24 protein-coding genes are annotated in these 24,113 nt (G+C 66.4%); 21 read left to right on the top strand and 3 right to left on the bottom strand.

Going from position 1 to position 24,113, the window contains the following annotated elements:
- Positions 1-4 precede the first annotated feature (4 nt).
- From truA to glmM, 9 genes are all read left to right on the top strand, one after another.
- Positions 5-901 (top strand): tRNA pseudouridine(38-40) synthase TruA, encoded by an 897-nt coding sequence (gene truA, locus J1M81_RS18225; protein ID WP_032400137.1) that lies wholly within the window; start codon positions 5-7, stop codon positions 899-901.
- Positions 898-1,167, top strand: a complete 270-nt coding sequence (locus J1M81_RS18220; RefSeq protein ID WP_374223902.1) for a hypothetical protein — start codon at positions 898-900, stop codon at positions 1,165-1,167. Before truA ends, J1M81_RS18220 begins: the two co-directional genes overlap by 4 nt.
- Positions 1,164-2,660 (top strand): type VII secretion-associated protein, encoded by a 1,497-nt coding sequence (locus J1M81_RS18215; protein WP_206498533.1) that lies wholly within the window; start codon positions 1,164-1,166, stop codon positions 2,658-2,660. Before J1M81_RS18220 ends, J1M81_RS18215 begins: the two co-directional genes overlap by 4 nt.
- A 187-nt stretch (positions 2,661-2,847) precedes the next feature.
- Positions 2,848-3,186, top strand: coding sequence for a WXG100 family type VII secretion target (locus J1M81_RS18210; protein ID WP_032365623.1), 339 nt, complete (start codon positions 2,848-2,850; stop codon positions 3,184-3,186).
- Between the two features lie 64 nt (positions 3,187-3,250).
- A complete protein-coding gene (locus tag J1M81_RS18205; protein ID WP_032365622.1) occupies positions 3,251-3,532 on the top strand; it encodes a WXG100 family type VII secretion target in 282 nt (93 codons plus the stop codon).
- Between the two features lie 111 nt (positions 3,533-3,643).
- A complete protein-coding gene (locus J1M81_RS18200) occupies positions 3,644-3,985 on the top strand; it encodes a TraR/DksA C4-type zinc finger protein (protein ID WP_027496343.1) in 342 nt (113 codons plus the stop codon).
- Between the two features lie 184 nt (positions 3,986-4,169).
- Positions 4,170-4,613 (top strand): 50S ribosomal protein L13, encoded by a 444-nt coding sequence (gene rplM / locus J1M81_RS18195; RefSeq protein ID WP_027496344.1) that lies wholly within the window; start codon positions 4,170-4,172, stop codon positions 4,611-4,613.
- Complete coding sequence (gene rpsI, locus J1M81_RS26685; protein WP_027496345.1) at positions 4,610-5,134, top strand: 30S ribosomal protein S9; 525 nt, start codon at positions 4,610-4,612, stop codon at positions 5,132-5,134. Before rplM ends, rpsI begins: the two co-directional genes overlap by 4 nt.
- A gap of 106 nt (positions 5,135-5,240) precedes the next feature.
- Positions 5,241-6,587 (top strand): phosphoglucosamine mutase, encoded by a 1,347-nt coding sequence (gene glmM / locus J1M81_RS18185; RefSeq protein WP_027496346.1) that lies wholly within the window; start codon positions 5,241-5,243, stop codon positions 6,585-6,587.
- A gap of 21 nt (positions 6,588-6,608) precedes the next feature.
- Here glmM and J1M81_RS18180 read toward each other — a convergent pair whose 3' ends face one another.
- On the bottom strand, positions 6,609-7,649 hold the full coding sequence (locus J1M81_RS18180; RefSeq protein ID WP_027496347.1) for an LLM class F420-dependent oxidoreductase: 1,041 nt from the start codon (positions 7,647-7,649) through the stop codon (positions 6,609-6,611).
- A 150-nt stretch (positions 7,650-7,799) separates the two neighbouring features.
- Here J1M81_RS18180 and J1M81_RS18175 point away from each other — a divergent pair, with 150 nt between their 5' ends.
- Together J1M81_RS18175 and J1M81_RS18170 are read left to right on the top strand one after the other, a co-directional pair.
- The gene (locus tag J1M81_RS18175) at positions 7,800-8,105 is read left to right on the top strand and encodes a type VII secretion target (RefSeq protein WP_048319791.1); all 306 of its coding nucleotides are present in this window, start codon (positions 7,800-7,802) and stop codon (positions 8,103-8,105) included.
- Complete coding sequence (locus J1M81_RS18170; RefSeq protein ID WP_206498532.1) at positions 8,102-10,021, top strand: hypothetical protein; 1,920 nt, start codon at positions 8,102-8,104, stop codon at positions 10,019-10,021. Before J1M81_RS18175 ends, J1M81_RS18170 begins: the two co-directional genes overlap by 4 nt.
- A 283-nt stretch (positions 10,022-10,304) precedes the next feature.
- Here the strand turns inward: J1M81_RS18170 and J1M81_RS18165 are convergent, their stop codons facing one another.
- Positions 10,305-11,165, bottom strand: coding sequence for a dienelactone hydrolase family protein (locus J1M81_RS18165; protein ID WP_027496351.1), 861 nt, complete (start codon positions 11,163-11,165; stop codon positions 10,305-10,307).
- Positions 11,166-11,264: 99 nt separating this feature from the next.
- Between J1M81_RS18165 and glmS the strand changes: the two genes are divergently transcribed.
- From glmS to tsaD, 8 genes are all read left to right on the top strand, one after another.
- A complete protein-coding gene (glmS, locus tag J1M81_RS18160; RefSeq protein ID WP_032365616.1) occupies positions 11,265-13,127 on the top strand; it encodes a glutamine--fructose-6-phosphate transaminase (isomerizing) in 1,863 nt (620 codons plus the stop codon).
- Positions 13,128-13,179: 52 nt separating this feature from the next.
- Positions 13,180-14,613, top strand: a complete 1,434-nt coding sequence (locus tag J1M81_RS18155; protein ID WP_206498531.1) for an NAD(P)H-hydrate dehydratase — start codon at positions 13,180-13,182, stop codon at positions 14,611-14,613.
- 76 nt (positions 14,614-14,689) lie between these two features.
- A complete protein-coding gene (gene alr / locus J1M81_RS18150) occupies positions 14,690-15,892 on the top strand; it encodes an alanine racemase (protein WP_206498530.1) in 1,203 nt (400 codons plus the stop codon).
- A gap of 3 nt (positions 15,893-15,895) precedes the next feature.
- Positions 15,896-16,909, top strand: coding sequence for an alpha/beta fold hydrolase (locus J1M81_RS18145; protein ID WP_027496355.1), 1,014 nt, complete (start codon positions 15,896-15,898; stop codon positions 16,907-16,909).
- Positions 16,902-17,429, top strand: coding sequence for a tRNA (adenosine(37)-N6)-threonylcarbamoyltransferase complex ATPase subunit type 1 TsaE (gene tsaE, locus J1M81_RS18140; RefSeq protein WP_374223901.1), 528 nt, complete (start codon positions 16,902-16,904; stop codon positions 17,427-17,429). Before J1M81_RS18145 ends, tsaE begins: the two co-directional genes overlap by 8 nt.
- Positions 17,430-17,553: 124 nt before the next feature.
- Entirely contained in the window at positions 17,554-18,228 is a 675-nt protein-coding gene (tsaB, locus tag J1M81_RS18135; RefSeq protein WP_206498600.1) for a tRNA (adenosine(37)-N6)-threonylcarbamoyltransferase complex dimerization subunit type 1 TsaB, read from the top strand.
- Entirely contained in the window at positions 18,225-18,713 is a 489-nt protein-coding gene (gene rimI, locus J1M81_RS18130; RefSeq protein ID WP_027496358.1) for a ribosomal protein S18-alanine N-acetyltransferase, read from the top strand. Before tsaB ends, rimI begins: the two co-directional genes overlap by 4 nt.
- Complete coding sequence (gene tsaD / locus J1M81_RS18125) at positions 18,710-19,747, top strand: tRNA (adenosine(37)-N6)-threonylcarbamoyltransferase complex transferase subunit TsaD (protein ID WP_032365611.1); 1,038 nt, start codon at positions 18,710-18,712, stop codon at positions 19,745-19,747. The genes rimI and tsaD overlap by 4 nt, the downstream gene beginning before the upstream one ends.
- On the opposite strand, the gene J1M81_RS18120 is transcribed toward tsaD, so the two are convergent.
- On the bottom strand, positions 19,732-21,417 hold the full coding sequence (locus J1M81_RS18120; protein ID WP_206498529.1) for an Hsp70 family protein: 1,686 nt from the start codon (positions 21,415-21,417) through the stop codon (positions 19,732-19,734). The genes tsaD and J1M81_RS18120 overlap by 16 nt on opposite strands.
- Positions 21,418-21,938: 521 nt before the next feature.
- Here J1M81_RS18120 and groES point away from each other — a divergent pair.
- The gene (gene groES, locus J1M81_RS18115) at positions 21,939-22,238 is read left to right on the top strand and encodes a co-chaperone GroES (protein WP_008718149.1); all 300 of its coding nucleotides are present in this window, start codon (positions 21,939-21,941) and stop codon (positions 22,236-22,238) included.
- Positions 22,239-22,336: 98 nt separating this feature from the next.
- The gene (groL, locus tag J1M81_RS18110) at positions 22,337-23,950 is read left to right on the top strand and encodes a chaperonin GroEL (protein WP_027496360.1); all 1,614 of its coding nucleotides are present in this window, start codon (positions 22,337-22,339) and stop codon (positions 23,948-23,950) included.
- Positions 23,951-24,113: the final 163 nt, after the last annotated feature.

Below are 24,113 nucleotides of genomic sequence, written 5' to 3'. Positions count from 1 at the left end.
CCTTGTGAGCTCCGAGCACGACCGAAGCGGGCCCGCCATTTCCTCAGGAGATGGCGGGCCCGCTTTGTCGGTCCCCACCAGATACCGGCTCGACATCTCGTACGACGGCACGCACTTCTCCGGCTGGGCTCGGCAACCCGGTATCCGAACCGTGTGCGGCGTGCTCGAGGAGGCTTTCTCCACTGTGCTCCGTCAACCGGTCGAGCTGACGGTGGCCGGTCGAACCGACGCCGGAGTTCACGCGACCGGTCAGGTTGCACATTTCGACGCCGTGGGTGTGCCGGACGAGCACGACCGGTTGATTCGAAGAATGGCGCGCTTCCTTCCCGCCGACGTCCGGGTTCGTGCGATCACGGGGGTCTCGCCCGACTTCGACGCTCGGTTCTCGGCATATCGCCGTCACTACGAGTACCGATTCGGCACAGCGCTCTACGGCGTCGATCCTCTGGATGTCGCCGGAGTCGTGTCCTGGCCTCGGCCGATCGATCTGGACGCGGTACGCGAGGCGTCGCAGGCACTGATCGGACTGCACGATTTCGCAGCGTTCTGCAAGAGGCGAGACGGTGCCACGACGGTGCGAGAACTGCAGCGCTTCGACTGGGAACGCGAGGGGGATCGATTGACCGCGTACGTCAGCGCCGATGCGTTCTGCTGGTCGATGGTGCGCAGTCTGGTCGGGGCGATGCAGGCCGTCGGTGAAGGACGACGAACCCCCGACTGGGCACGTTCCCTGCTCGGTCGTCGAGAACGCGCGAGCGAGGTGGCAGTGGCCCCGGCCCACGGACTTGCCCTGGTGCGGGTCGACTATCCACCCGCCGACATGTTGGCCGCGCGCAATGCTGCCACCCGGGAGACTCGACCGGCAATAGTCGGCGACGAATGTTGTGGAGGAGAAGGATGAGCGACGATCGCGCCGGGTCCGGTGCCGACACGATGCAGCCGATTCGTCTCGCGGTGGTCACCGGCAGTGTTCGGGCGGGGCGGGTGCTGTTCGACCCGGTGATCGGGCGGCTACGCGACCTGGTGACCCCGGGATTGGTCATGAGCGGGAGCCGAGACGAGGGGAGCTTGATCGGCACCGTGCGTCCGAGCCCGATGCCGCCCGGACGTGGAGTGTTCGTCGATCGGTCCGGCCCCGCGCTCGTGCAGCTCGGGCACTCGAGTTGACGAGGCCGCAGTGGCGTTACGCGGCTGTGCACCTGAGTCATTCGGAGATTGCTGTCGTCGCGTCCGGTGCGACGCTGCAGGGTCCACGCGAACACGTCGGATCCGCATACGCGGTATCGGAGGGTGGTCGACTCGTCTTCGGGCGGGCGGGCGCGGACACCGAGGTCCCTCCGCTGCTGTGTCTCGACGATCGATCGATCCTCGTGGGCGACGCAGTGTGGGATCGCGGCGAAGTCCTGCACGGGATCGTGTGGTCGGCGCTGCAGGGAGCCGGGATACACGACCGACTCGATCTGCTCGAGATCGCGTATCCCTCGACGTGGGGCGACGAGCGTCGAGAGCTCCTCCGAGCCGTGTTCGCCACGTCGGCGAGCGAGGTCGTCGTCGTGGAGACGGCGATCGCCGCGGTCGCATCGGCGGGAGAACGCGCACCGGCTGCTGCGGTGGTGATCGAAGTGGGCACCCTCGACACGACGGTCGTCCTGGTGGACGAGGCAAGAACTCACGGCGGCGACATCGGTGCAGTACTTGCTGTCGGAGAACGAGACGACAGCTGGCGACGACGAGCCGACGACTACCTTCGATCGTCGGTGTCGCAATGTCCCGAGGACATTTTCATCGTGGCGGAGTCGGGTTCGAGCTCGAGCCCCGCTGCGGAAGATCCGGCACGATGGCTGACCGGACTCGACGTCGCCAGGTCTCTGTATCGACGTGCGGGAGCTGAGGTGGAAACTGCCCCGCCAGGGCGAGCCGCGGCAGGGCGCTCGGCGGCATGGCTCGATGAAGTGACCGTCGCGGTGCCACCTCCCCGAAGAAGCGGATTGCCGGTTCGAGTGTTCGGTGCGGTGGCCGCATCGGTCATCGTTGCCGGTGGTGTCGTTGCACTGACGTTCGTCCTTCGGTCTCCGCAAGAGGTGGCCGTCGCGACCTCGCCGCCGTTCGAGGTGCCTGCCACCCTGGCGGCATCGGCGACCGAAGCCACCCCCGCGACCGAAACGACCCCCGCGACCGAAACGACCTCGGCGACAGCAGTATCGGCGACGAGCGAGTCACCGTCGGTGATCCCGTCGGCGACGTTCGTCTCGGGCCGGGCGTCGCTGCGACTACCGGCGACCTGGACCAGGATGGAGGACCCGGCCCGGATGGTGTTGATTCCGCCGACAGCACCCGAGCGTCGCATCGTCGTCACAGTGCAGGAACTGGTGCCCGGCTCGACGCTCGAACAGGTTGCGTCCGAGCTCGGTGCGGCAGTCGACGCGCGTGGACCCGACTCCCCGATCGGATCGCTGGAGCCTGCCCGTGATTTCGGAGGTCGGGTGGGGATCTCGTACGTCGAGCGGCCGGCCGATGCGTCCACTGTGTTGTGGCGTGTGCTGGTCGAATCGGATGTGCAGGTGAGCATTGGCTGCCAGTTCGAGGGACCGGACTCGTCCGCGATCGACACCGAATGTGATCTGGCCACCCAGACTCTGGAGATCGTGCCGATGAGTTGAGGCCGCCGCGCAAATTTTCGCCGTATGCCGGAACCGAACCAAGGGGTGGCTGCGTCCAAGGAGATGTAGGGGAGTGAGCGGGCCGCACGCGGTCCCTCGGTCGAGCGTCATGTGCGCCGCGGGCGTACGTGAATACGAAAATCGAAGCAGAGGAGTCGAAGTGGGATATCCAGGGGGACCGGAATCTATGGGTTCGTCGAACGGCGTCACCGTCACACCGCAGGAGCTCGTTGCTGCCGGGGCGACGATCGAGGGCCTGAGCGTGTCGATCGATGCGTCCAACTCGGCCGTGCGTTCCATCGTCGAGCAGACCGCCGAGGCGTGGGTGGGCAAGGCCGGCAAGTCGTTTCAGGATGTCATGTCGCAGTGGGACACCAGTGCCCAGAAGATGCGCAGCGCGCTCGAGCAGATCTCGGCGGACATCAAGACCAACGGCCACGGCTACTCCGATGCGGACGACGACAACGTGGCGGCTGTGAACCAGGTGGCGGGATCGCTCGGTTCGGGACTGACCACGTTCAACTGACGGCACGACCGGCCACCGAACGACCGACCACACGACCGAGCTCTATTTAGGAGACTGATTCGACATGAAGTACGACTTCGCTCAGATCGCGGCGTTGACCGAGGCGATGAACAAGCAGGCGAACGTGACCAAAGACCTTCTCGCCGACGTGGACGGCACTGCGAAGAGACTCTACGAATCGTGGGAGGGCGACGCGATGACGTCCTATTACGAACTCCAGCGTCAGTGGAACTCCGCATCCGACGAGCTCAATCTCATTCTGTCGAGCCTCGTCGCGGCCGCCCGCACCGGCGGCGAGGCCATGCACGGGGTGGAGATGGCGAACAAGGCGCGCATGGCGCGCTGACCGTAGACCACGAGCGTCGTATGCCCCGATCGGCACTTGTCGGTCGGGGCAGACGACTGTCGAGGGGCGCGGCACCTGGCGCGGGTTGTGGTGGCGGTGTGTACTGGACGGATGACGGATTTCGGGACGGCGATCGATGCCGAGCGTTCTCGCGCCGAACACCGCCTGCACTCCCTTCGCGACGAGCTCGCGTCGGTCATCGAAGGCAGCCGGTGGACCACCGACGACGACGAACACGACCCGGAGGGTTCCACCATCGCCTTCGAGCGTGCCAAGATCGCGGCCCTGATCTCCGACACCGAGTCCGAGATGCGCGAGCTCGACGCCGCGTCCACGCGGTGGGATCTCGGGACGTACGGCACGTGCGAGCGGTGCGGAGAGTCGATACCGGCGATCAGGCTCGAGGCATTGCCTGCGGCCCGCCGCTGTGTGCGGTGCGTTCGCCTGTCCTGAGCCGGTCTTCCGCGTCGGAGGCGTTTTGACCTGGGTGCCGGCTCCCGGTATCGTTCCCCGTTGGCGTGTATGGGCTCGCCGCATTTCTTCGATGCGCAGAGCTCTTGTCCTCGGGTCTCAACTGGCCGCCGAGGGCATCCACACGTCTTGGCCAGCAGCGACATCATGAAGACAGGAATTTTCTGTGTCTACTTACGCCCCGAAGGCCGGGGACACCACCCGGACGTGGCATGTGATCGACGCCACGGACGTCGTGCTCGGACGCCTCGCCGTCCAGGCCGCGACACTGCTCCGCGGTAAGCACAAGCCCACCTACGCACCCAACGTCGACGGTGGCGACTTCGTCGTCATCATCAACGCCGAGAAAGTTGCCATCAGTGGCAACAAGCTCGATGGCAAGTTCCACCACCACCACTCCGGCCATCCGGGCGGTCTGAAGTCGCGCTCGACGCGTCAGGTGCTCGAGAACAACCCCGACCGTCTCGTGGAGAAGGCCGTTGTCGGCATGATCCCGAAGAACAAGCTCGGAAATGCCATCGCGAGCAAGCTGAAGGTCTACGCGGGACCGAACCACCCGCATGCCGCTCAGCAGCCCGTTCCGTTCGAGATCAAGCAGGTGTCCCAGTGACGGCGCCGGAGGGAAATGACGTGACGTCGCAGGAGAACATCGAAGAGATCGCCGCCGACGAGTTCGTGGCAGTGGAAGATCCCGAGGTGGCCACGGAAATCGAAGCTGCTGCAGCTCCGGCCCCCATCGTGTTCGATCGCCCGATCCAGACCGTCGGCCGCCGCAAAGAAGCCGTCGCTCGTGTTCGGTTGTCCTCGGGCACCGGTGGATTCAAGCTCAACGGCCGCACCCTCGAGGATTACTTCCCGAACAAGGTGCACCAGCAGCTGATCAAGGCTCCTCTGGTGCTGGTCGACCGCGCAGAGTCCTTCGACATCGTGGCACTGCTGCACGGTGGCGGACCGTCGGGACAGGCAGGCGCGCTGCGTCTGGCCATCTCGCGTGCGCTGATCGAGCTCACCCCGGACGATCGCCCGGCTCTCAAGGCCGCCGGCTACCTCACGCGTGACGCGCGTGCGGTCGAGCGCAAGAAGTACGGCCTGAAGAAGGCCCGTAAGGCGTCGCAGTACTCCAAGCGCTGACGCGTCTTACCCGTTCCATCCTCGAGGGCAGGCTCCAGCAAGATCGGATGCCTGCCCTCGAGGCATTTTCCGACGATGTTCTCTCTGTTCGAAGGGGTCTTCATTCATGGCGCGATTGTTCGGCACCGACGGAGTGAGGGGACTCGCAGGCGGGGTCCTGACGGCAGAGCTCGCGATGACCATCGCCCGGGCTGCCGCCGCCGTGCTGGCACCGGATGTCGACGGTGGTCGACGGACAGCGGTCGTCGGCCGTGACCCCAGAATCAGCGGTTCGATGCTCGGTGCCGCAGTGTCGGCCGGGCTCACTGCCTCGGGTGTCGACGTGATCGACGTGGGCGTGCTGCCGACCCCCGCGGTCGCCTACCTCACCGGCGAATACGGCGCGGCGCTGGGCGTGATGATCTCCGCCTCGCACAATGCGATGCCCGACAACGGAATCAAGATCTTCGCCGCAGGCGGGCACAAGCTCGACGACGACATGGAAGATCGCATCGAGGCGTTGCTCGGGGTGGACGGCCGCACCGAGAAGCCGGTCGATGTGACCGGCGCTGCCATCGGTCGCATCGACGTCGCTCCCGACGCTGCCGAGCTCTATGCCGGGCACCTCGTCGCACCGCTCTCGCACCGACTCGACGGTGTCACCGTCGTGGTGGATTGCTCGCACGGTGCAGCCTCGACGGTCGGACCGGAGATCTACCGCCGGGCCGGTGCGACGGTCGTGGCGATCAACGCCGAGCCAGACGGGCTGAACATCAACGACGGGTGTGGTTCGACGCACCTGGAAGGGCTGCAGAAGGCTGTCGTCGAGCACGGGGCCGACCTCGGGATCGCGCACGACGGCGACGCCGACCGCTGCCTCGCGGTCGATGCCTCCGGTGCGGTGGTGGACGGGGACGCGATCATGGCTGTGCTGGCCATCGCGATGAGTGAGAACGGCACGCTGACCGACAACACGTTGGTCGCCACCGTCATGAGCAACCTCGGGCTCCACATCGCGATGCGCGAAGCGGGAATCACGTTGCGTACCACCGCAGTCGGTGATCGATACGTCCTCGAGGAGTTGCGCCGCGGAGGGTACGCACTCGGTGGTGAGCAGAGCGGACACGTCGTACTCCCTGCGATCGGGACGACCGGCGACGGGATCGCGACCGCGCTGCGTGTGATGGAGCGGATGGCCCGGACCGGACGCACCCTGGCGGATCTGGCGTCGCCGATGCGCACGCTGCCCCAGGTGTTGATCAACGTACGTGTCTCGGACAAAGCTGCGGTGGCGTCGGCACCGTCGGTGTCGGACGCCGTGGCCGTCGCCGAGCTCGAGCTCGGCCAATCGGGGCGAGTTCTGTTGCGTCCCAGCGGGACCGAACAGCTCGTGCGAGTGATGGTGGAAGCGTCGGAACTCGACGTCGCGACCCGGCTCGCCGAGGAGTTGGCGGGCCGGGTCGCGGCGGTCTGATCGTCAGGCGGTGTCCGATCGTCAGGCGGTGAGTTCTCGCAACGCGGTGAGCTGCGCGACGCGTCCTGCGGTGTCCTCGGCCAACGGTGCGACGTTGAGTGTCGTCACGCCGGCTTCGGCGAAGGCTGCCACGCGCTCCTTGACGTAGCTCTCCGGTCCGATGAGATTCACCGAACGCGCGAGCTCGTCCGGAACCGCCGCTGCTGCTTCCTCTTTCTTGCCGGCGAGGTACAGATCCTGAATCTTCTCGGCCTCGGCTTCGTAGCCGTAGCGCTGAGCAAGGGAGTTGTAGAAGTTCTTTCCCTTGGCTCCCATGCCGCCGATGTAGAGCGCCAGGTGCGGCTTGACCCAGGGGAGGTACTTGTCGGCGTCCTCGCCGATGGCCAGGGTGGGACTGGCGAACACCTCGAGTTCGCCGAGTGACGGATCGCGTTTGGCCTTGCCTGCGGCCAGCGATTCGCCCCACACGTCGGCCGCCTTCTCCGGGAAGTAGAAGATGGGCTGCCAGCCCTCTGCGATCTCTGCGGTGAGCTCGACGTTCTTCGGTCCGAGAGCGGCGATGACGACCGGAATGCGTTCGCGCACAGGGTGATTGATCAGCTTGAGTGGTTTGCCCAAGCCGGTTCCCTTGTCCGCCGGCAACGGGATCTGGTAGTGCTTGCCCTGATACTGCACTTTTTCTCGACGCCACACCTGGCGGCAGATCTCGATGACCTCACGGGTTCTGGCGATGGGTGCGTCGTACTTGACGCCGTGGAAACCCTCGACGACCTGTGGCCCGGATGCGCCGAGTCCGAGAACGAAGCGCCCGTCGGAAACGTAGTCGAGGCCGGCGGCCGTCATGGCCGTCAGCGACGGCGTTCTCGTGTAGATCTGGAAGATGCCCGACGCGATCTTGATCGTGCTCGTCTTGGCCGCAAGGAACCCGAGTTGACTGACGGCGTCGAAAGAATAGGCCTCGGGCACGAAGATGATGTCGAGGCCCGCCTTCTCGAGTTCGGCTACCTCGGCAACGGTCTCGGTGAAACCACCGCTGTAGTTCAGCATCGTTCCGATGTGCATGGGACTCCTCGTTCTCGAGTAGCTGGTGGAGCTGCTCGGTTGTCTGTTACCGACGTTTCGTATCGGGACGTTACCGCTCGCCGGGGAACCGATGGGAGTCGGCGCACGTCATAGTGGGAAAGGGGCACTTCGAGCGGGAACGGGCGGGCGATGAGCGACGGATTCTGGGTGGACGTGGTCCGCGTGCGCGAGGTGGCGGACTCGATGACGGCGTCGGCGGAGGCCCTGGGTGCGGGAGCCGATTCGATCGCATCACCGGCATTCGGTACCGCCGCCGCAGGACGGAACTACGGAGACCTGGGCGCGGCCTATCTCGACGCCCACTCCGGGCTCGGGCGAGCCGTCGGGGTGTGGCGGTCGTCGGTCGACGACATCGCGGATGCCCTCGTCGCCGCGATGAGCGCGTACGAAATACAGGACGACGCCGGTGCCCACGCGATCGACTCGTTGCGGTGACTGTTTCTTCCACCTCGCCCGCCAAGGCAGCATCGGTCGACGAGATTCTCGACGCCAATGCCGTCGGGCTGCTGTATTTCGAGCGTTTCCTGCCGTTGGCCGAGCGCGTTCCCGGCAGCGAAGTCCCGCGCTACGACGAGGTGTGTGCACGGTACGACGAGCAGCGCGGCCTGAACCTGGAGGCTCTGGCGTCCGACGCAGATGCGGTCGGGGCTATGGCTGCGGCGCTGGGTGAACAATTGGACGAGCAGACGCAGCTCCTGATCGTTCTTCGACTGCGGTGGCACGGTGACACCGGTGAGACGGCCCAGCGATATGTGGCCACCGAGCAGGAGAGAGCAGGGGTGCTTCTCGACTCGGTCGAGGATGCGCTGCAAACGATGTACGCGGCTGTGGACGTACTGCGTGAGGCTGTGACCGACAAGGCCGAGCTCGTCGGAAGCCTCGATACCGACGCCGTGGAAGGACACGATCCCGACCGAATCGATGCGCTTCTGCTGGCCTCGGGCATCGAGTGCGTCCCGGTCGACCGGGCAACCGTGTTCGCCCGCCTGGCACCGGCGCTTCCGGAATGGGCCGAGCGATTTGCGCGAGCAGACGTATCGGACGAGTTCGCGGCCGAGGTCGCCGACCGGTCTCGAGAATGGATCGAGGGCGAGTTCGTGCCACATGTGCAACGCACGTGTACAGCGGTTTCGTCTGCCTGCACGGCCACGGACACGGCCGTTCGAGAGTGCCTGGCCCTGGTGGTGAAGATCATCGAGGAAGTCGTCCACCCCGTGTTCGACGAGCTCGACGAGCGCAGCTGGGTGCCGCTGGCTGTTGCCGAGAAGTCGAGTGAGCGGTCGTCGCCCGAGAACTGCCCTGCGGCGGTCACGGGCGGAGCCGGGGGAGAGGCAGCCGTCACCGGACCCGCATCGGCAGCCCACCCTCCGTCCGAGGTGCCGGCCTCGGCTCCGCCGGCGCAACCGGCACCTGCTCCGGATGCACGTGCCACCGGTCCCACGGCGTGGGGCGAAACCGAGAACGACAATGGTCGTGAAGACAGTCGGGTCGATGCAGTCGCCGGACTCGTCGACGGCATCGTGGACGGCATTGTGGACGTCATCGTGGACCGGGTTGTCGAGGCGCTCGGTGACACGACCGGCGACGGGAGTCTCGGCGACGAGACCGATGCCGACCCCACTGCAGAACCCGACCCCAGGGCAGATCCCAACCCCGCCTCAGAACCCGACCCCACCGCAGAACCCAATCCGACTGCAACGCTCGATGATCCGCCCGCTTCGATCCCGTCGCCGGAATTCGGTGATGCATCGAAGGTCGTCGGCGAGCGCGGCCATCTCGAGGCCGAACTCGACGGCCATCGTGCCCGTATCGCGCTCGAACACGATGGGGCCGTATCGCTTCGACTCGAGACACCGGGCCTCGGGGTGCGCACGTTCGAGTTGCGCGTCGGTCCCTTCGGGTTGCCGGAGATCGTCGAAGTTCCCGGGACCGTCGATCCGAGCGGTGTCGGGGTGTCGAACCGGTCTTCGGCGACCGTGGAACCGCCGGAGCCCGCCGCGGGGGATCGAACCACACCCGATGCAGAACCCGAGATCGAACCGGCACCTCCTTCTGCCGAGTCCGGCGCTCCCGAGCTGAACACAGCGACCTCACCGCCGGTGGATGTCGCACCGGCCGACGAGCCGCAGGTGGGTAGTGCACCGACGGACTTGCAACCCGCATCGACCGCAGACACCCCGGAGGTATGCGTTCCTGAAACTTCGGACGAGGAGCACTCCGTCCGGCAGGGCCCGAACGAGGCTCATGAGGTGAGCGAGGTGCCTCCCGCTCCCGTGGCCCCTCCGGTCACCGAACCACAGCCCAGCTCGGCGGGTTCCGGCGCGGGCTTGAGCGAGGCGGGTGCACTGTGAATTCGGATCCGGCGTGGCGTCGTGAACTGCATCGCATTCGCGACGCGCATCGGGCGGCGATAGCGGGTGCCGCAGAACAGCTACGTCATCCAGAAGAATCAGTGAGACACGATGCGGGACAAGAGTTTTCAGGCCAACCGAGCGGAGACGGCACTCGGTCGGCAGCGGGCTCGGTTTTGCGCCCGGCTCACCTGGATCGGCGGCACGGCGCACCACACGTCGAACCGGACCCCGACGAGCAACCCCGATCGTGGCTGGTGTGACGACGCCGAACCCGGAAGGGTCAGCCGCGTCCCAGTAGAGCCTTGATCGAGGCGGTCGCCTTCGGCTTGGGCTGCTCGGTCAGCGGCGCGTGAGGATCGACAGCACGGGTGCCGGCGATGTCGCCGTTCGTTCCGGCCAATTCCTCGTAGTCGGAGTCGCCGGTCAGGTGGTAGAGCAGAAATGCGGTCAGTACAGCGCGGGTGCGTTGCTGGGTCTTGCGGTCGGAGCTGTTGACTCCCAGTGCGCGGAGCATTCGCCGGCCTTCGACGAATCCGTCTGCCGTCGAGCCGTCGATCCGTCGGAGGACGGATGGTCCGTGCCAGGCCTGGGCGAGAGCCAGTGAATTATCGTTGAGCGAATCTGCGTTCGAGCTGTCGCCGACGACCAGTCCGGGCACGTCGAGGCCTGCGGCGGCGTCCTCGGACGACGGTGCCGTCGGTGCCGGAAACAGGGCGGCGACCGCTTTGACATCCGGTCGTCGGGAGGCAGCGAGTACGGCGGTCCCGGCGCCCATCGCGTGACCGACTGTGGCCAGATTCTCGGGATGCACACTGATGTTGCCCGAGCCCAGGCGAACGCCGGTCATGATGTCGAGCACAGTGCCCAGGTCGGTGGCGAGTCCGCGGTGCGAGGGCACGAGGCCACGCTCGGTGTCGGGTGCTGCCACGACGAACCCCCACGACGCCAGGTGCTTCAGGGTGTCGGTGTAACTGCCGGGGCGCAGCATCCAACCGTGCGCGAACGCCACACCGGGCAGGCCGAAGCCTTCGGCCGGGGTGTAGACGACGCCAGGTTGCCCGGCCAGGGCCAGGTTCCCTCTCAGTACCTTGTGCGGGCCACGCTTGGAGAGAGCAGATGCCAGCTTCTTCGGTTTCGCCACGAGAGATGACGCTACCGAATGTGCTCGGGTGTGGGGACGCCGGACACGGCGACCTGAGCGAATGGGTCGTGCGCGTCGTGCCGAGTACCCTGATGCACCATGTGCGGAATCGTTGGATATGTCGGCCACCGCCCAGCTTTGGGTGTGGTGGTCGAGGCGCTTCGGCGTATGGAATATCGGGGCTACGACTCCGCAGGAATCGCGATACTGGACGGCGCGGGCTCTACCGCGGTCGAGCGCAAGGCCGGGCGGCTGGCAAACCTCGAGGCCGAATTGGACGACATCGGCACCGATACGTTCGTCGGGACCACCGGCATGGGACACACGCGGTGGGCGACGCACGGGCGTCCGACCGACCGCAACGCTCACCCCCATCGCGACGCGTCCGGATCGGTGGCGGTGGTGCACAACGGCATCATCGAGAACTTCGGTCCGCTGCGTGCCGAACTCGAAACGGCGGGTGTGGAGTTCCTGTCCGACACCGATACCGAGGTCGCTGTCCACCTCGTCGCTCGGGCATACGCGGACGGGCCTACTGCGGGCGATTTCGTGGCCAGTGCGAAGGCAGTGCTGCGTCGCCTCGAGGGTGCGTTCACGCTGGTCTTCACTCATTCCGATCACGCGGACACGATCGTCGCCGCGCGTAGGTCGACCCCTCTGGTGCTCGGAGTCGGCGACGGCGAGATGTTCCTTGGTTCCGATGTCGCTGCATTCATCGAGCACACGCGCGACGCCGTCGAACTCGGGCAGGACCAGGTCGTCGTCATCACGGCCGATGGCTACGACATCAGCGATTTCGACGGCAACGAGGCGCAGGGGCGTCCGTTCCGGATCGATTGGGACCTCGCGGCCGCCGAGAAGGGCGGCCACGACTACTTCATGCTCAAGGAAATCCAGGAGCAGCCCGCCGCCGTGGCCGACACGTTGCTCGGCCACTTCGACAATGGCCGGATCGTGCTCGACGAGCAGCGTCTCTCCGATCAGGAACTGCGTGACGTCGACAAGGTGTTCGTCGTCGCCTGTGGCAGTGCCTACCACTCGGGTCTGCTCGCCAAGTACGCCATCGAGCACTGGACCCGGCTGCCGGTGGAAGTGGAACTGGCCAGCGAGTTCCGCTATCGCGACCCGGTACTGGATCGGTCGACCCTGGTCGTGGCCATCTCGCAGTCCGGCGAGACCGCCGACACCCTCGAAGCAGTGCGGCACGCGAAGGACCAGAAGGCGCGCGTTCTTGCGGTGTGCAACACCAACGGCTCGCAGATTCCCCGCGAGGCCGACGCAGTTCTGTACACGCGTGCAGGTCCGGAGATCGGCGTCGCGTCGACCAAGGCGTTTCTCGCCCAGGTGACCGCGAACTACCTCGTCGGCTTGGCCCTGGCGCAGGCGCGCGGCACCAAGTACCCGGACGAGGTGGCGCGCGAGTTCGCCGAGCTCGAAGCGATGCCGGAGTTGGTGCAGCGGGTGCTCGAGACGGTCGAGCCGGTGCGTGCGCTCGCGCGCGAGCTGTCGACGTCGTCGACCATCCTGTTCCTCGGTCGACACGTCGGTTACCCCGTCGCTCTCGAAGGCGCGCTCAAGCTCAAGGAGCTCGCCTACATGCATGCGGAGGGATTCGCCGCCGGTGAGCTCAAGCACGGTCCGATCGCGCTGATCGAGGACGGCGTTCCGGTCATCATCGTCATGCCGTCGCCGAAGGGCCGTGCGGTGCTGCACTCGAAGATGCTCAGCAACATCCGCGAGATCCAGGCCCGCGGCGCTCGGACGGTCGTCATCGCGGAGGAGGGCGACGAAGCGGTCCGGCCTTTCGCGGACAGCCTTATCGAGATCCCGGCGGCGTCGACACTGCTGCAGCCGTTGCTCTCGACGATTCCGCTGCAGGTCTTCGCAGCCGAGGTCGCTCAGGCGCGCGGCTACGACGTGGACAAGCCGCGAAATCTGGCCAAGTCCGTCACGGTCGAGTAGAAGGACCGGCGGGGCTCGACACACACGACGGCACGAGCGGGAGGACCTCGGCATGCGCGGCTACTACACACCCGAGCAGATCAGGAACGCCGAGGCTCCGCTGCTGCAATCGTTGCCCGACGGCACGTTGATGCGCCGCGCTGCGTACGGCTTGGCCTCGGTGGTGGCGCGCGAGCTCTTCTCGCGAACCGGCGGCGTCGCGGGGCGACGAGTACTGATACTGGTCGGATCGGGAGACAACGGCGGAGACGGCCTGTGGGCAGGTGCGTTCCTGCGCAGGCGCGGCGTCGCGGTGTCCGCGCTGCTGCTCGATCCGGACCGTGCCCACGCCGAAGGTCTTGCGGCCCTGCGAGCCTCGGGGGGACGGGTCGTCACGGAGCCGGACGATCCGGACCTCGTCATCGACGCCATCGTCGGGATATCAGGGAAGGGTCCGCTACGTCCCCACGCTGCCGGGATGGTCGACCGGATCACCGCGCCCATCGTCTCCGTGGACATCCCCAGTGGCGTCGATGCAGAAACCGGTGAGGTGTCGGGACCGGCGGTGACCGCCGATGTCACCGTCACGTTCGGCGCTCGCAAACCGGTGCACGTGTTGGCCGTACCTCGTTGTGGCCGAATCGACGTGATCGACATCGGGCTGACCCTGCCGTCGCCCGAGATCGAGTCCTTCGAACCGGCCGACGTAGGCCGAATCTGGCCGATTCCCACCGCGTCGGACGACAAGTACTCGCAGGGAGTCGTCGGCGTGTTGGCCGGCAGCGCCACGTATCCCGGGGCCGCGTTGCTGTGTGTCGGCGCAGCCGTCGCCGCCACGTCCGGGATGGTTCGGTACGTGGGAAGTGCCGGCGCAGAAGTGGTCTCGCACCACCCGGAGGTCGTCGTCGCACCGGATCTGGATGCAGCGGGGAGGGTGCAGTCGTGGGTCGTCGGCCCCGGCTTCGGCACTGACGAATCCTCGGCGGACATCGTGCGTCGAGTTCTCGAATCGAATCTGCCGGTGGTCGTCGACGCCGATGCATTGACGATCCTCGCGGACAACGAGCAGTGGGTCGTCGATCGCACTGCACCGACGCTGTTGACCCCGCACGCCGTTGAGTTCGCCCGCCTGACCGGATCGGAACCCGGTCCCGACCGCGTCGCGGCCGTACGAGGCCTCGCCGCTCGGTGGGGCGTCACCGTGCTGCTCAAGGGCCGCGCGACGGTCGTCGCCGACTCGGACGGCACCGCGTTCGTCAGTGACGCGGGCGGATCCGCCGCGTCCACCGCCGGATCCGGGGACGTGCTGTCCGGCGTCCTCGGTGCCCTGCTCGCAACCGGAATGGCACCGTCGACCGCGGCCGCGTGCGGGGCCAAGGTGCACGCACTGGCCGCAGCCCATGCCGCGCACGGAGCCGATGGCGAATTCGCCGCCCCGATCTCGGCGACACCGTTGTCGAACAGCCTGCGAGAAGCCATCCGGACGGTCCGCTCGGTCGCTGTCTGAGCTGCACTGGGCTCGCCGGCCGACCCAACGGTGTGTCATGAGTTGTGCCACCTGATCCGTGGTGTGTGCGGAAGGGATGGCACTATCGAATGTTGTGACTATCGGTAACGGCGACGTGGAGACCGATCCGCGGACGGATTCGGGTGCTCTGGCAACCGTCGATCTCGATGCCGTGGCCCACAATGTCCGGGTTCTGCAGGAAGTCGCAGGCGACGCCGCCGTGATGGCCGTCCTGAAATCCGACGCCTACAACCATGGGGCAGGCCCCGTGGCACACGCTGCCGTCGCGGCCGGCGTGCACGAATTCGGGGTCACGACGATCGGCGAGGCCCTCGAACTGCGCGCAGCCGGAATCACCGTGCCGGTGCTGGCGTGGCTGCACCGGGCCGATTCGGACTTCGGTGCTGCGATCGCCGAGAACATCGGAGTCGGGGTCTCCACGGCCGGCCAGCTGAACTCGGTGATCGCCGCAGCCAGGCGGACCGGTCTCACTGCCGACCTCTCGCTCAAGATCGATACCGGCCTCAATCGCAACGGCGTTGCGCGGGCGGACCTCGACGTCGTCCTGGATGCCACCGCGTCGGCCGTCGCCGAGGGGTCCGTGCGATTGACGGGGATGTTCTCGCATCTTGCCTGTGCCGACGAACCGAATCACCCGGCCAACGACGCCCAGGCAGAGCGGCTCCGCGACGCTGTTGCGCGCGCCGGCCGGCGCGGTATCTCGCCGACCGTCGTGCATCTGTCCAACTCGGCGGCAACGCTGACCAGGCCGGACCTCGGTTTCGACATGGTGCGCCCGGGTATTGCGCTGTACGGCCTGTCGCCGGTGCCCGATATGGGAGATTTCGGCTTGCGTCCGGTCATGACATTGTCCGCGCAGGTGGCCCACATCAAGAAGGTGAACCGAGGTGAATCGGTGTCGTACGGATACACCTGGACAGCTCCGACCGACACCGTGGTCGCACTGGTAGCGCTAGGTTATGCCGACGGGGTCGTGCGCCGACTCAGCGGTCGTTTCGAGGTGACCATCGACGGTCGTCGTTACCCGTCGGTGGGGCGCGTGTGCATGGACCAATTCGTCGTCGATCTCGGCGGCGACAGCTCGGGTGTCGCCATCGGCGACGAGGCGATACTGTTCGGGCCGGGGGACAGCGGAGAGCCGCACGCTCAGGATTGGGCGGATGCGCTCGACACCATTGGCTACGAGGTCGTCACCGGCGTTCGTGGACGTGTTCGACGTCGTTTCGTCGGCACGCGCTCAGGGGAGGCGACGAAGTAGACCATGCTGGGATTGCTGGAGAGTCTTGCGATAGTGGTGCGGGAGACGGCGTTTCGATCCAACAAGGATCCGCTGGCAACCGAGAATCTCGACCTGATGGACGCCGATCGAGGCAGTATCGTCACGGCGGACGACGGTGTTCCGCTGGCGGTCCGTGAGGTGGGGCCGGCGGATGCACAACTGACCGTCGTGTTCGTGCACGGATACTGCCTGCGCATGTCGTCGTGGCATTTCCAACGACGTGCGCTCGAACAGCAGTGGGGTTCGAGCGTGCGCATGGTGTTCTACGACCAGCGCGGTCACGGCCGCTCCGGGGTGCCCAGTGCAAGCAGTTGCACCATCGGTCAGCTCGGCCTCGACCTCGACGCGGTCATCCGTTCGGTCGTGCCCAAGGGACGCATCGTCCTGGTCGGGCATTCGATGGGCGGCATGTCGATTCTTTCCATGGCGCGCCAGCGGTCGTCCGTCGTCCGGCAGCGAGTGATCGGTGCCGTGCTGATCTCCACTACGGCTGCCGGCCTCGCACAGACGGGAGTCGGCCGCAGCCTGCAGAATCCGGCGGTCGATGCTTTTCGACTGGCTGTACGCACGTCACCCGGCCTGGTGCAATTCGGGCGAGGAGCGGTGCGCGCCATCATTTCACCGGTGCTGCGCGCGGCCTCGTACGGAACGCGGGTGTCTCCTCGGCTGGTGGCATTCTCGCAGTCGATGATCGACGACACCTCCGTTGTCACCATCGTGAATTTTCTCGAGACCCTCGAACTGCACGACGAGTCGGCGGCTCTGGCGGAATTCGAGAACATTCCGGTGTCGGTGGTGTGCGGCGACGAGGACTGGATCATTCCCTTCGCGAGTTCGGAGGCACTCACCGACGCGCTGCCGAAATCGGAGATGGTGCGGGTGCGTCAAGGTGGGCACCTGGTGCAGTTGGAGTTCCCCGAACAGGTCAACGGTGCGATCCTTCGCCTGGTGGCGCGAGCCTCGGAGCCCAAGAAGAAGCGGTGGGGCGTTGTCTGATTCCGAGAGTCCACCGAACTCCGGGCTGGACCTGCCCGTCGAGGCCGAACTGGCGACGGCGACGGACACTGCCGAGTTCGGTGCTCGGCTCGCGGACATTCTGGTCGCCGGCGATCTCGTCGTACTCGACGGTCCGCTCGGTGCGGGGAAGACCGCGATGACCAAGGGGATCGCGGCGGGTCTCGGGGTGCACGGTCGCGTCACCTCACCGACGTTCGTCATCGCCCGCGAGCATCGACCAGGCGTGCGCCCCAACGGTTTACCGCCTGTCGCCCTCGTGCACGTCGACGCCTACCGTCTGGGTATGACAGGGCAGTCCGCGTTCGACGAGCTGGACGCGTTGGACCTCGATACCGATCTCGAGCACGCCGTCGTCGTCGTCGAGTGGGGCGAGGGCGTGGTGGAGACCCTGACGGATCAGCATGTCTCCGTGCGCTTGTCACGCGATCCGGAATCGGACGTCCGAAGGGTGAGTGCTCGCCGGGTGAATGGCGATGCGCTCGGCCGCCTACCCGAGTGAGCACCGAAACCCGGCGCGCCCGTAACGGCACTCGACGAAGCGTGCGATGCGGGTATCCCGGGTTCGTGGTGCCGCGGCTACGGGAGTGCTGGGTGCGGCCACCGGGCGGGTAGCCTTGATCCTCGTGCTCGTACTTGCCGTGGACACCTCGACCCCTGCCGTCACCGCAGGTGTGGTGCGGTTGTCCGACTCCGCTGCCGACGGGGCCGATGTCACCACCGTCGCCACCCGCATCAAGGTCGACGCCCGATCGCACGCCGAGGTTCTGACTCCCCACATCCTCGAGTGCCTGGCCGAGGCCGGCATCGTGGCTACCGATCTGGCGGCCGTCGTCGTGGGAGTGGGCCCCGGTCCGTACACCGGCCTGCGGGTGGGGATGGCGACCGCGGCCGCATTCGGTGATGCGCTCGGACTGCCGGTCCACGGTGTCTGCAGTCTCGACGCGATCGCGGCAGACGTCGACGAATCCGGATCGCTGTTGGTGGTCACGGACGCGCGTCGTCGCGAAATCTATTGGGCACGTTACGAAGCCGGGGTTCGGGTAGCGGGCCCCGACGTGATCGCTCCGGCCGAACTGGAGCACGGAGGTGTCGACGCCGTTGCCGGTTCCGCGTCGCATGCCGCACTGTTCGGGTTGCCGGTGCGTGACGTGCAGGCCCCGTCCCCGGCAGGTCTGGTCCGGGTGGCTGCCACCGACATCGGCAGCGGGACTGTACCGGGACCGCTCGTTCCGCTCTATCTACGGCGCCCGGACGCGAAGACACTCGCCGAACGGGCTGCGGAGAAGGCCGCTCGATGACGGTGACGATCGAACCGATGACGGTGCACGACTGCGCACGATGCGCGTATCTGGAGACGGTGCTCTTCGAGGGTGACGACCCGTGGTCGGCAGACGCATTCGTCGCGGAACTGGCTGCGCCGCACAATCATTACGTCACGGCGAAGGAGGCCGGCGAGATCGTCGGTTATGCGGGAATCTCTCTGCTGGGGCAACCGAGCCGCGGCGCATTCGTCGCCGGTGAGGCCGAGGTGCACACCATCGGAGTCGATCCCGCGCACCATCGCCGGGGGATCGGCGGACGACTGTTGAGCGAATTGTTGCGCGTCGCCGACGATCACGGTGGGCCGGTGTTTCTCGAGGTGCGCACCGACAACGACCCGGCCATCGAGTTGTACCGACGTGAGGGCTTCGAGATCGTGGGTACCAGGGCGAAGTACTACCAGCCCAGCGGAGCCGATGCGTTCACCATGCGTCGGCCGGAGAAGACGGAGGCTGCCCGATGATCGTCATGGGTATCGAAAGCTCTTGCGACGAAACAGGAGTCGGCATCGTCCGCTGGCGCGACTCGGGTGTGTGCGAGTTGCTGGCCGACGAGGTGGCATCCAGTGTCGACGAGCACGCCCGGTACGGCGGAGTGGTGCCCGAGGTGGCGTCGAGGGCCCACCTCGAGGCCATGGTTCCGACGATGCGCCGCGCTCTCGCCGCCGCCGACATCGATCGTCCCGACGCGGTCGCAGTGACCATCGGACCAGGACTGGCCGGTGCCTTGCTGGTCGGAGTTGCCGCTGCCAAGGCCTACGCAGCGGCGTGGGACGTCCCCTTCTACGCCGTCAATCATCTGGGCGGCCACGTCGCGGTCGACACCCTCGAGCACGGTCCGATGCCGTCGTGCGTGGCACTTCTGGTCTCCGGTGGACATACTCATCTGTTGCACGTCGACGATCTGTCCAAGCCCATCGCGGAGCTGGGTACCACTGTCGACGACGCGGCCGGTGAGGCGTTCGACAAGGTGGCCCGCCTGCTCGGTCTGGGCTACCCGGGCGGTCCGGCGCTCGACGATGCGGCGCGCGAAGGCGATCCGACTGCGATTGCTTTTCCCCGCGGAATGACCGGCCCACGGGACGCGCGCTACGACTTCTCGTTCTCGGGGGTCAAGACGGCCGTCGCCCGCTTCGTCGAGGCCCGTCAGCGGGCCGGAGATCCGATTCCGGTCGCCGACATCGCGGCGTCGTTCCAGGAGTCCGTTGCGGATGTGTTGACGATGAAGGCGGTTCGCGCCGCGACCGACGTGAACGTCGATACCGTCGTTCTCGGTGGAGGTGCAACGGCCAACTCGCGGATCCGCTCGTTGATCGAATCACGGTGCGCCGACAACGGTTTGACGCTGCGAATTCCGAAGCCGCGGCTGTGTACCGACAACGGTGTCATGATTGCCGCCCTCGGTGCTCACCTGGTTGCCGGGGGCGCGGCACCGTCGGCTCTGACAGCGGTGACGGACCCCGGCCTGTCGGTCGCGACCAGTCAGGTTCCCGGCTGAGCGTCCTGAGGGGGCTCGGAGGTTCGCGGCGCTGCCGTGTCCGGTGACGTCCGGGGTTCGACGCTCTGACCGGACACAGCAGGTGGTGGTGACCAGACCGTCGGCGGAGCGGTCAATTCCGGAGTGGGATCCGAGCCACGGACGACCGTCGTGGGAACGGTGATCGATCCGGTCGGTACTTCCGAGCTTTCCGGAACCGACCCTGCCGAGGGCCGAGGTGTCGGTCCTGGACTGAGCTCGATCGGGCCGGACGGCGTGGTGGGTTCGGGAGTCTCACCCGGGGCCGGGGTCGGCTCGACGGGCGAGCTGGTGGTCGGCGCGGGCGTCGTCGTGGGCTCGGGCGAGACCGGCGTCGACGGCTCGACGGTGACGCTGGTGCCCGCGTCGGGCGACGACGACTCCGGTGCCGGATCCATGGGCCAGTCGATCCGCGGGAGGTCGGGAGCAGGTCGCAGCGTCGGCGTGGTGGTCGGTGCGGAGGACGCGGGGAGTCGGGACGTCGGACGCGAGGAATCGGCTGTGGTCGCTGCGGGGCCGATCGGGTCAGCCGAGTAACGGGTCGAAGTCGGCGTATCGCTCGGCGAGTAGCCCTCGGCTGCGGGTCGTCCTGCGTCCCCGGCTGCGACGGGCTCGGTGGCGCTACCGGCAGGGGACACGCTGGGGTCGTCTGCCGGGGTCATCGTCTGCAGCCCGTAGGCGAGGACCAGCCCGCCTGCGACGACGGCCGCCGCGATCGCACCCGAGTAGCGACCCATCCGGCCCGCAGTCCGGCGTGCGGCCGAGACCAGGGGGTAATCGTTGTCGGTCACCGATGCGGCGACGACGGCCGCGCCCACAGCGAGCACGGCATCCGGCTCGGGGAGACGAACGATGCGTGCATGGAACGTGTCGGTCAGAGACGTGGCCAGCAGCGGGATGTGGGCACCGCCGCCGATCAGCACGATGGCCTCGGGTTCATGGGTGCTTTCGTCGAACACGCTGCGCACGAACTGCGCTGCCTCGTCGAAGAGGGGCGACGCAGCGGTCTCGAAAGCAGCGCGGCTCACGGTGAGCGGTACACCGCTGTAACGCTCGATGCGTGCTTCGTTCTCGTGTGAGAGCAGTTCTTTGATCGCCCGGTACCGCGCCGATCCGATTCCGCGGTCGTCGCGAATGTCGTCTCGCAGATTGTCGAGCGTCATGTTCTGAACGAGGTCCTTGACCAGTGCGTCGAGAACGACGCCGCCGATGGCCTCGGATCGGCCGTAGGACAGAACGACACCGTCGGTCCGGCGGGCCACGGTCACCGACAGTCCACTGGCTCCCAGGTCCACCAGGGCAATGGTGTCGTACCCGTCGACCAGACCGGTGGTGGCCAGATGTGCCGACGCGGCGGCGGCTTCCGGAACGAGCCGAACGTCTCGCGTGGTGTGTGCGAGTGCAGCGCGGATGCGCGCCGCATGTTCTTCGGTTCGGAAGGTGACTGCGATGGAATCGGGCTGCCGGTCGCCGGGAACGAGGGACGCCATCAGCTCGACCGCGGACGTCACGAGATCACCGACATCGATCTTCGCCTGGCGATCCGCCGAGACGGTGCGGTACTCGACTGCATGGCTGCCGTCGGATTCGACGGTGACCAGGGCTGCGCACACGCCCTCGGATCCGGTGGATACACCGACTCCTACCCGCATGGTGTACCTCCGCCCCGTTGTCCGTGTGTGGGAACCGTTCGGTTCCGCCGATGTCGTGCAGTGCCTCTCGTCTGTCGAGCCGTGGCACGGCTGTCGATCGTTATCGTTCGGACAGCTCCGTTATCGTAACGTTACCGATCCCGTTGCGCGACCGTAATAATCTGCTCGGTCGGTTACATCGCAGGCTCGGGTGCGGCCTCACCTGCACCTTCGGCAGTGTCGCGGCGTCGAGAAAAAAGTGTGGAAATCCCCGTGTCGCGTGCCGAGGCGACCGGTGCGGGTCGGGTGGAAGTGCGATCCGGCCGAGTCGGTCGCCCGAACGCAAGCCTGGCGAACCCAGCCCTTGAGTGCTGGCACTCTCGTGTATAGAGTGCTAGTTGGCACCGAGCGAAGTCCCGGCACCCGCGACGACGGGACCGAGTTTCGTGCCGAGTTTGTCAGGACCGCACGAGAAGTACTTACACACAGCTGTCCGGGGATCCGACCCCGGACGCGTACCCCATAACTTTGGAGGGCTCAACGTGGCGAGCGTGAAAATCAAGCCGCTCGAGGACAAGATCCTCGTCCAGGCCAACGAGGCCGAGACGACGACCGCCTCCGGTCTGGTCATCCCCGACACAGCCAAGGAGAAGCCCCAGGAGGGCACCGTCGTCGCCGTTGGCGAAGGCCGTGTCACCGAGAAGGGCAACCGAATCCCGGTCGACGTCAAAGAAGGTGACACCGTCATCTACAGCAAGTACGGCGGCACCGAGATCAAGTACGCCGGCGAGGAGTACCTGATTCTGTCGGCACGCGACGTGCTGGCAGTCATCGCCAAGTAGGCCACAACGCATCCCGCCCCGGAATCCGATTTCAGTGTCGGTCCCGGGGCGGAGTGCGTTCGATCGAGTTTCTTTACTCGAAGGAGTAACACCGAAACATGGCAAAGCAAATCCAATTCAACGAGGAAGCACGCCGCTCTCTCGAGCGCGGCGTCGACAAGCTCGCCGACGCAGTCAAGGTCACTCTCGGACCGCGTGGTCGCCACGTCGTTCTCTCCAAGGCCTTCGGTGGCCCCACGGTCACCAACGACGGTGTGTCGATCGCTCGTGAAATCGACCTGGAAGATCCGTTCGAGAATCTCGGCGCCCAGTTGGTCAAGAGCGTCGCCACCAAGACGAACGACGTCGCAGGCGACGGCACCACCACGGCGACCGTTCTCGCACAGGCTCTCGTCCGCGGCGGACTGAAGAACATCGCCGCCGGAGCCAACCCCATCGCGCTGGGCACCGGCATCTCCAAGGCAGCCGACAAGGTTGCCGAGGCGCTGCTCGCCGCCGCCACCCCGGTCGAGGGCAAGCAGGCCATCGCTCAGGTTGCGACCGTGTCCTCGCGGGACCCCGAGATCGGCGAACTCGTCGGTGAGGCGCTCACTCGCGTCGGTGCAGACGGCGTAGTCACCGTCGAGGAGTCCTCGACTCTGCTCACCGAGCTGTCGGTCACCGAGGGCGTCCAGTTCGACAAGGGCTACCTCTCGCCGTACTTCGTCACCGACGTCGACACGCAGGAAGCTGTGCTCGAGGACGCCTACGTTCTGCTGTACCGCGAGAAGATCACCTCGCTTCCCGACTTCCTTCCGCTGTTGGAGAAGGTTGCCGAGAGCGGCAAGCCGTTGCTGATCATCGCCGAGGACACCGAGGGTGAGGTTCTGTCGACTCTGGTCGTGAACTCCATCCGCAAGACGATCAAGGCCGTTGCCGTCAAGGCTCCGTTCTTCGGCGACCGTCGCAAGGCGTTCCTCGACGACCTCGCAGTCGTCACCGCGGGCCAGGTCATCACTGCAGATGTCGGCCTGAGCCTGAAGGAAGCCGGCCTCGAGCTGCTCGGCCGGGCGCGTCGCGTCGTCGTCACCAAGGACGAGACGACCATCGTCGACGGTGCCGGCTCGCAGGACGACATCGATGCCCGCGTCGGCCAGCTTCGTCGCGAGATCGAGAACACCGACTCCGAGTGGGATCGTGAAAAGCTCGAAGAGCGGCTCGCGAAGCTCTCCGGAGGCATCGCCGTCATCAAGGTCGGTGCCGCAACCGAGACCGAGCTCAAGGAACGCAAGTTCCGCGTCGACGATGCAGTTGCAGCGGCCAAGGCTGCGGTGGAAGAAGGCATCGTTCCCGGCGGTGGCTCCGCTCTGACTCAGGCCGCGTTGTCGCTGGCCGACGATCTCGGCCTCACCGGTGACGAAGCCACCGGCGTCGCAGTGGTGCGCACTGCACTGAACGCACCGCTGTTCTGGATCGCCACCAACGCCGGCATCGACGGTTCCGTCGTCGTCAGCAAGGTGGCCGAGTTGCCGAAGGGCCACGGTTTCAACGCTGCGACCCTGACGTACGGCGACCTGCTGGCCGACGGTGTGGTGGATCCGGTGAAGGTGACCCGATCTGCCGTGGTCAACGCCGCATCCGTCGCGCGCATGATCCTGACGACGGAGAGCTCCATCGTCGAGAAGCCCGAAGAAGAGTCCGAGGCCGCAACCGGCCACGGACACGCTCACTGATTTTCGGGTAGTACGACGAAGCCCCCAACCCGAACGGGCGGATTCTAGGGGTCCTCGCAACACCTGATGGTCAGATGCCTGTCAGTAGATCACGTAAACGCTCGGCTGGAGTTTTCCAGCCGAGCGTTTTGCGTGGACGGGAGTTGAGGCGGTGGGCAACGTT

This window comes from Rhodococcus sp. KRD175, from assembly GCF_017168275.1.
GTDB classification, from domain to species: Bacteria; Actinomycetota; Actinomycetes; order Mycobacteriales; family Mycobacteriaceae; genus Rhodococcoides; species Rhodococcoides fascians.
Note: the sequence above shows the minus strand (reverse complement) of the source record. Positions and strands in the feature narration are given on the sequence as shown.

Excerpts from the sequence above, each read along its gene's own strand:
- J1M81_RS18220 (WP_374223902.1), top strand. The coding sequence starts at position 898 with ATGAGCGACGATCGCGCCGGGTCCGGTGCCGACACGATGCAGCCGATT.
- J1M81_RS18210 (WP_032365623.1), top strand. The coding sequence starts at position 2,848 with ATGGGTTCGTCGAACGGCGTCACCGTCACACCGCAGGAGCTCGTTGCT.
- J1M81_RS18205 (WP_032365622.1), top strand. The coding sequence starts at position 3,251 with ATGAAGTACGACTTCGCTCAGATCGCGGCGTTGACCGAGGCGATGAAC.
- J1M81_RS18200 (WP_027496343.1), top strand. The coding sequence starts at position 3,644 with ATGACGGATTTCGGGACGGCGATCGATGCCGAGCGTTCTCGCGCCGAA.
- glmM (WP_027496346.1), top strand. The coding sequence starts at position 5,241 with ATGGCGCGATTGTTCGGCACCGACGGAGTGAGGGGACTCGCAGGCGGG.
- J1M81_RS18180 (WP_027496347.1), bottom strand. The coding sequence starts at position 7,649 with ATGCACATCGGAACGATGCTGAACTACAGCGGTGGTTTCACCGAGACC.
- J1M81_RS18175 (WP_048319791.1), top strand. The coding sequence starts at position 7,800 with ATGAGCGACGGATTCTGGGTGGACGTGGTCCGCGTGCGCGAGGTGGCG.
- glmS (WP_032365616.1), top strand. The coding sequence starts at position 11,265 with ATGTGCGGAATCGTTGGATATGTCGGCCACCGCCCAGCTTTGGGTGTG.
- J1M81_RS18155 (WP_206498531.1), top strand. The coding sequence starts at position 13,180 with ATGCGCGGCTACTACACACCCGAGCAGATCAGGAACGCCGAGGCTCCG.
- alr (WP_206498530.1), top strand. The coding sequence starts at position 14,690 with ATGGCACTATCGAATGTTGTGACTATCGGTAACGGCGACGTGGAGACC.
- J1M81_RS18145 (WP_027496355.1), top strand. The coding sequence starts at position 15,896 with ATGCTGGGATTGCTGGAGAGTCTTGCGATAGTGGTGCGGGAGACGGCG.
- rimI (WP_027496358.1), top strand. The coding sequence starts at position 18,225 with ATGACGGTGACGATCGAACCGATGACGGTGCACGACTGCGCACGATGC.
- tsaD (WP_032365611.1), top strand. The coding sequence starts at position 18,710 with ATGATCGTCATGGGTATCGAAAGCTCTTGCGACGAAACAGGAGTCGGC.
- J1M81_RS18120 (WP_206498529.1), bottom strand. The coding sequence starts at position 21,417 with ATGCGGGTAGGAGTCGGTGTATCCACCGGATCCGAGGGCGTGTGCGCA.
- groL (WP_027496360.1), top strand. The coding sequence starts at position 22,337 with ATGGCAAAGCAAATCCAATTCAACGAGGAAGCACGCCGCTCTCTCGAG.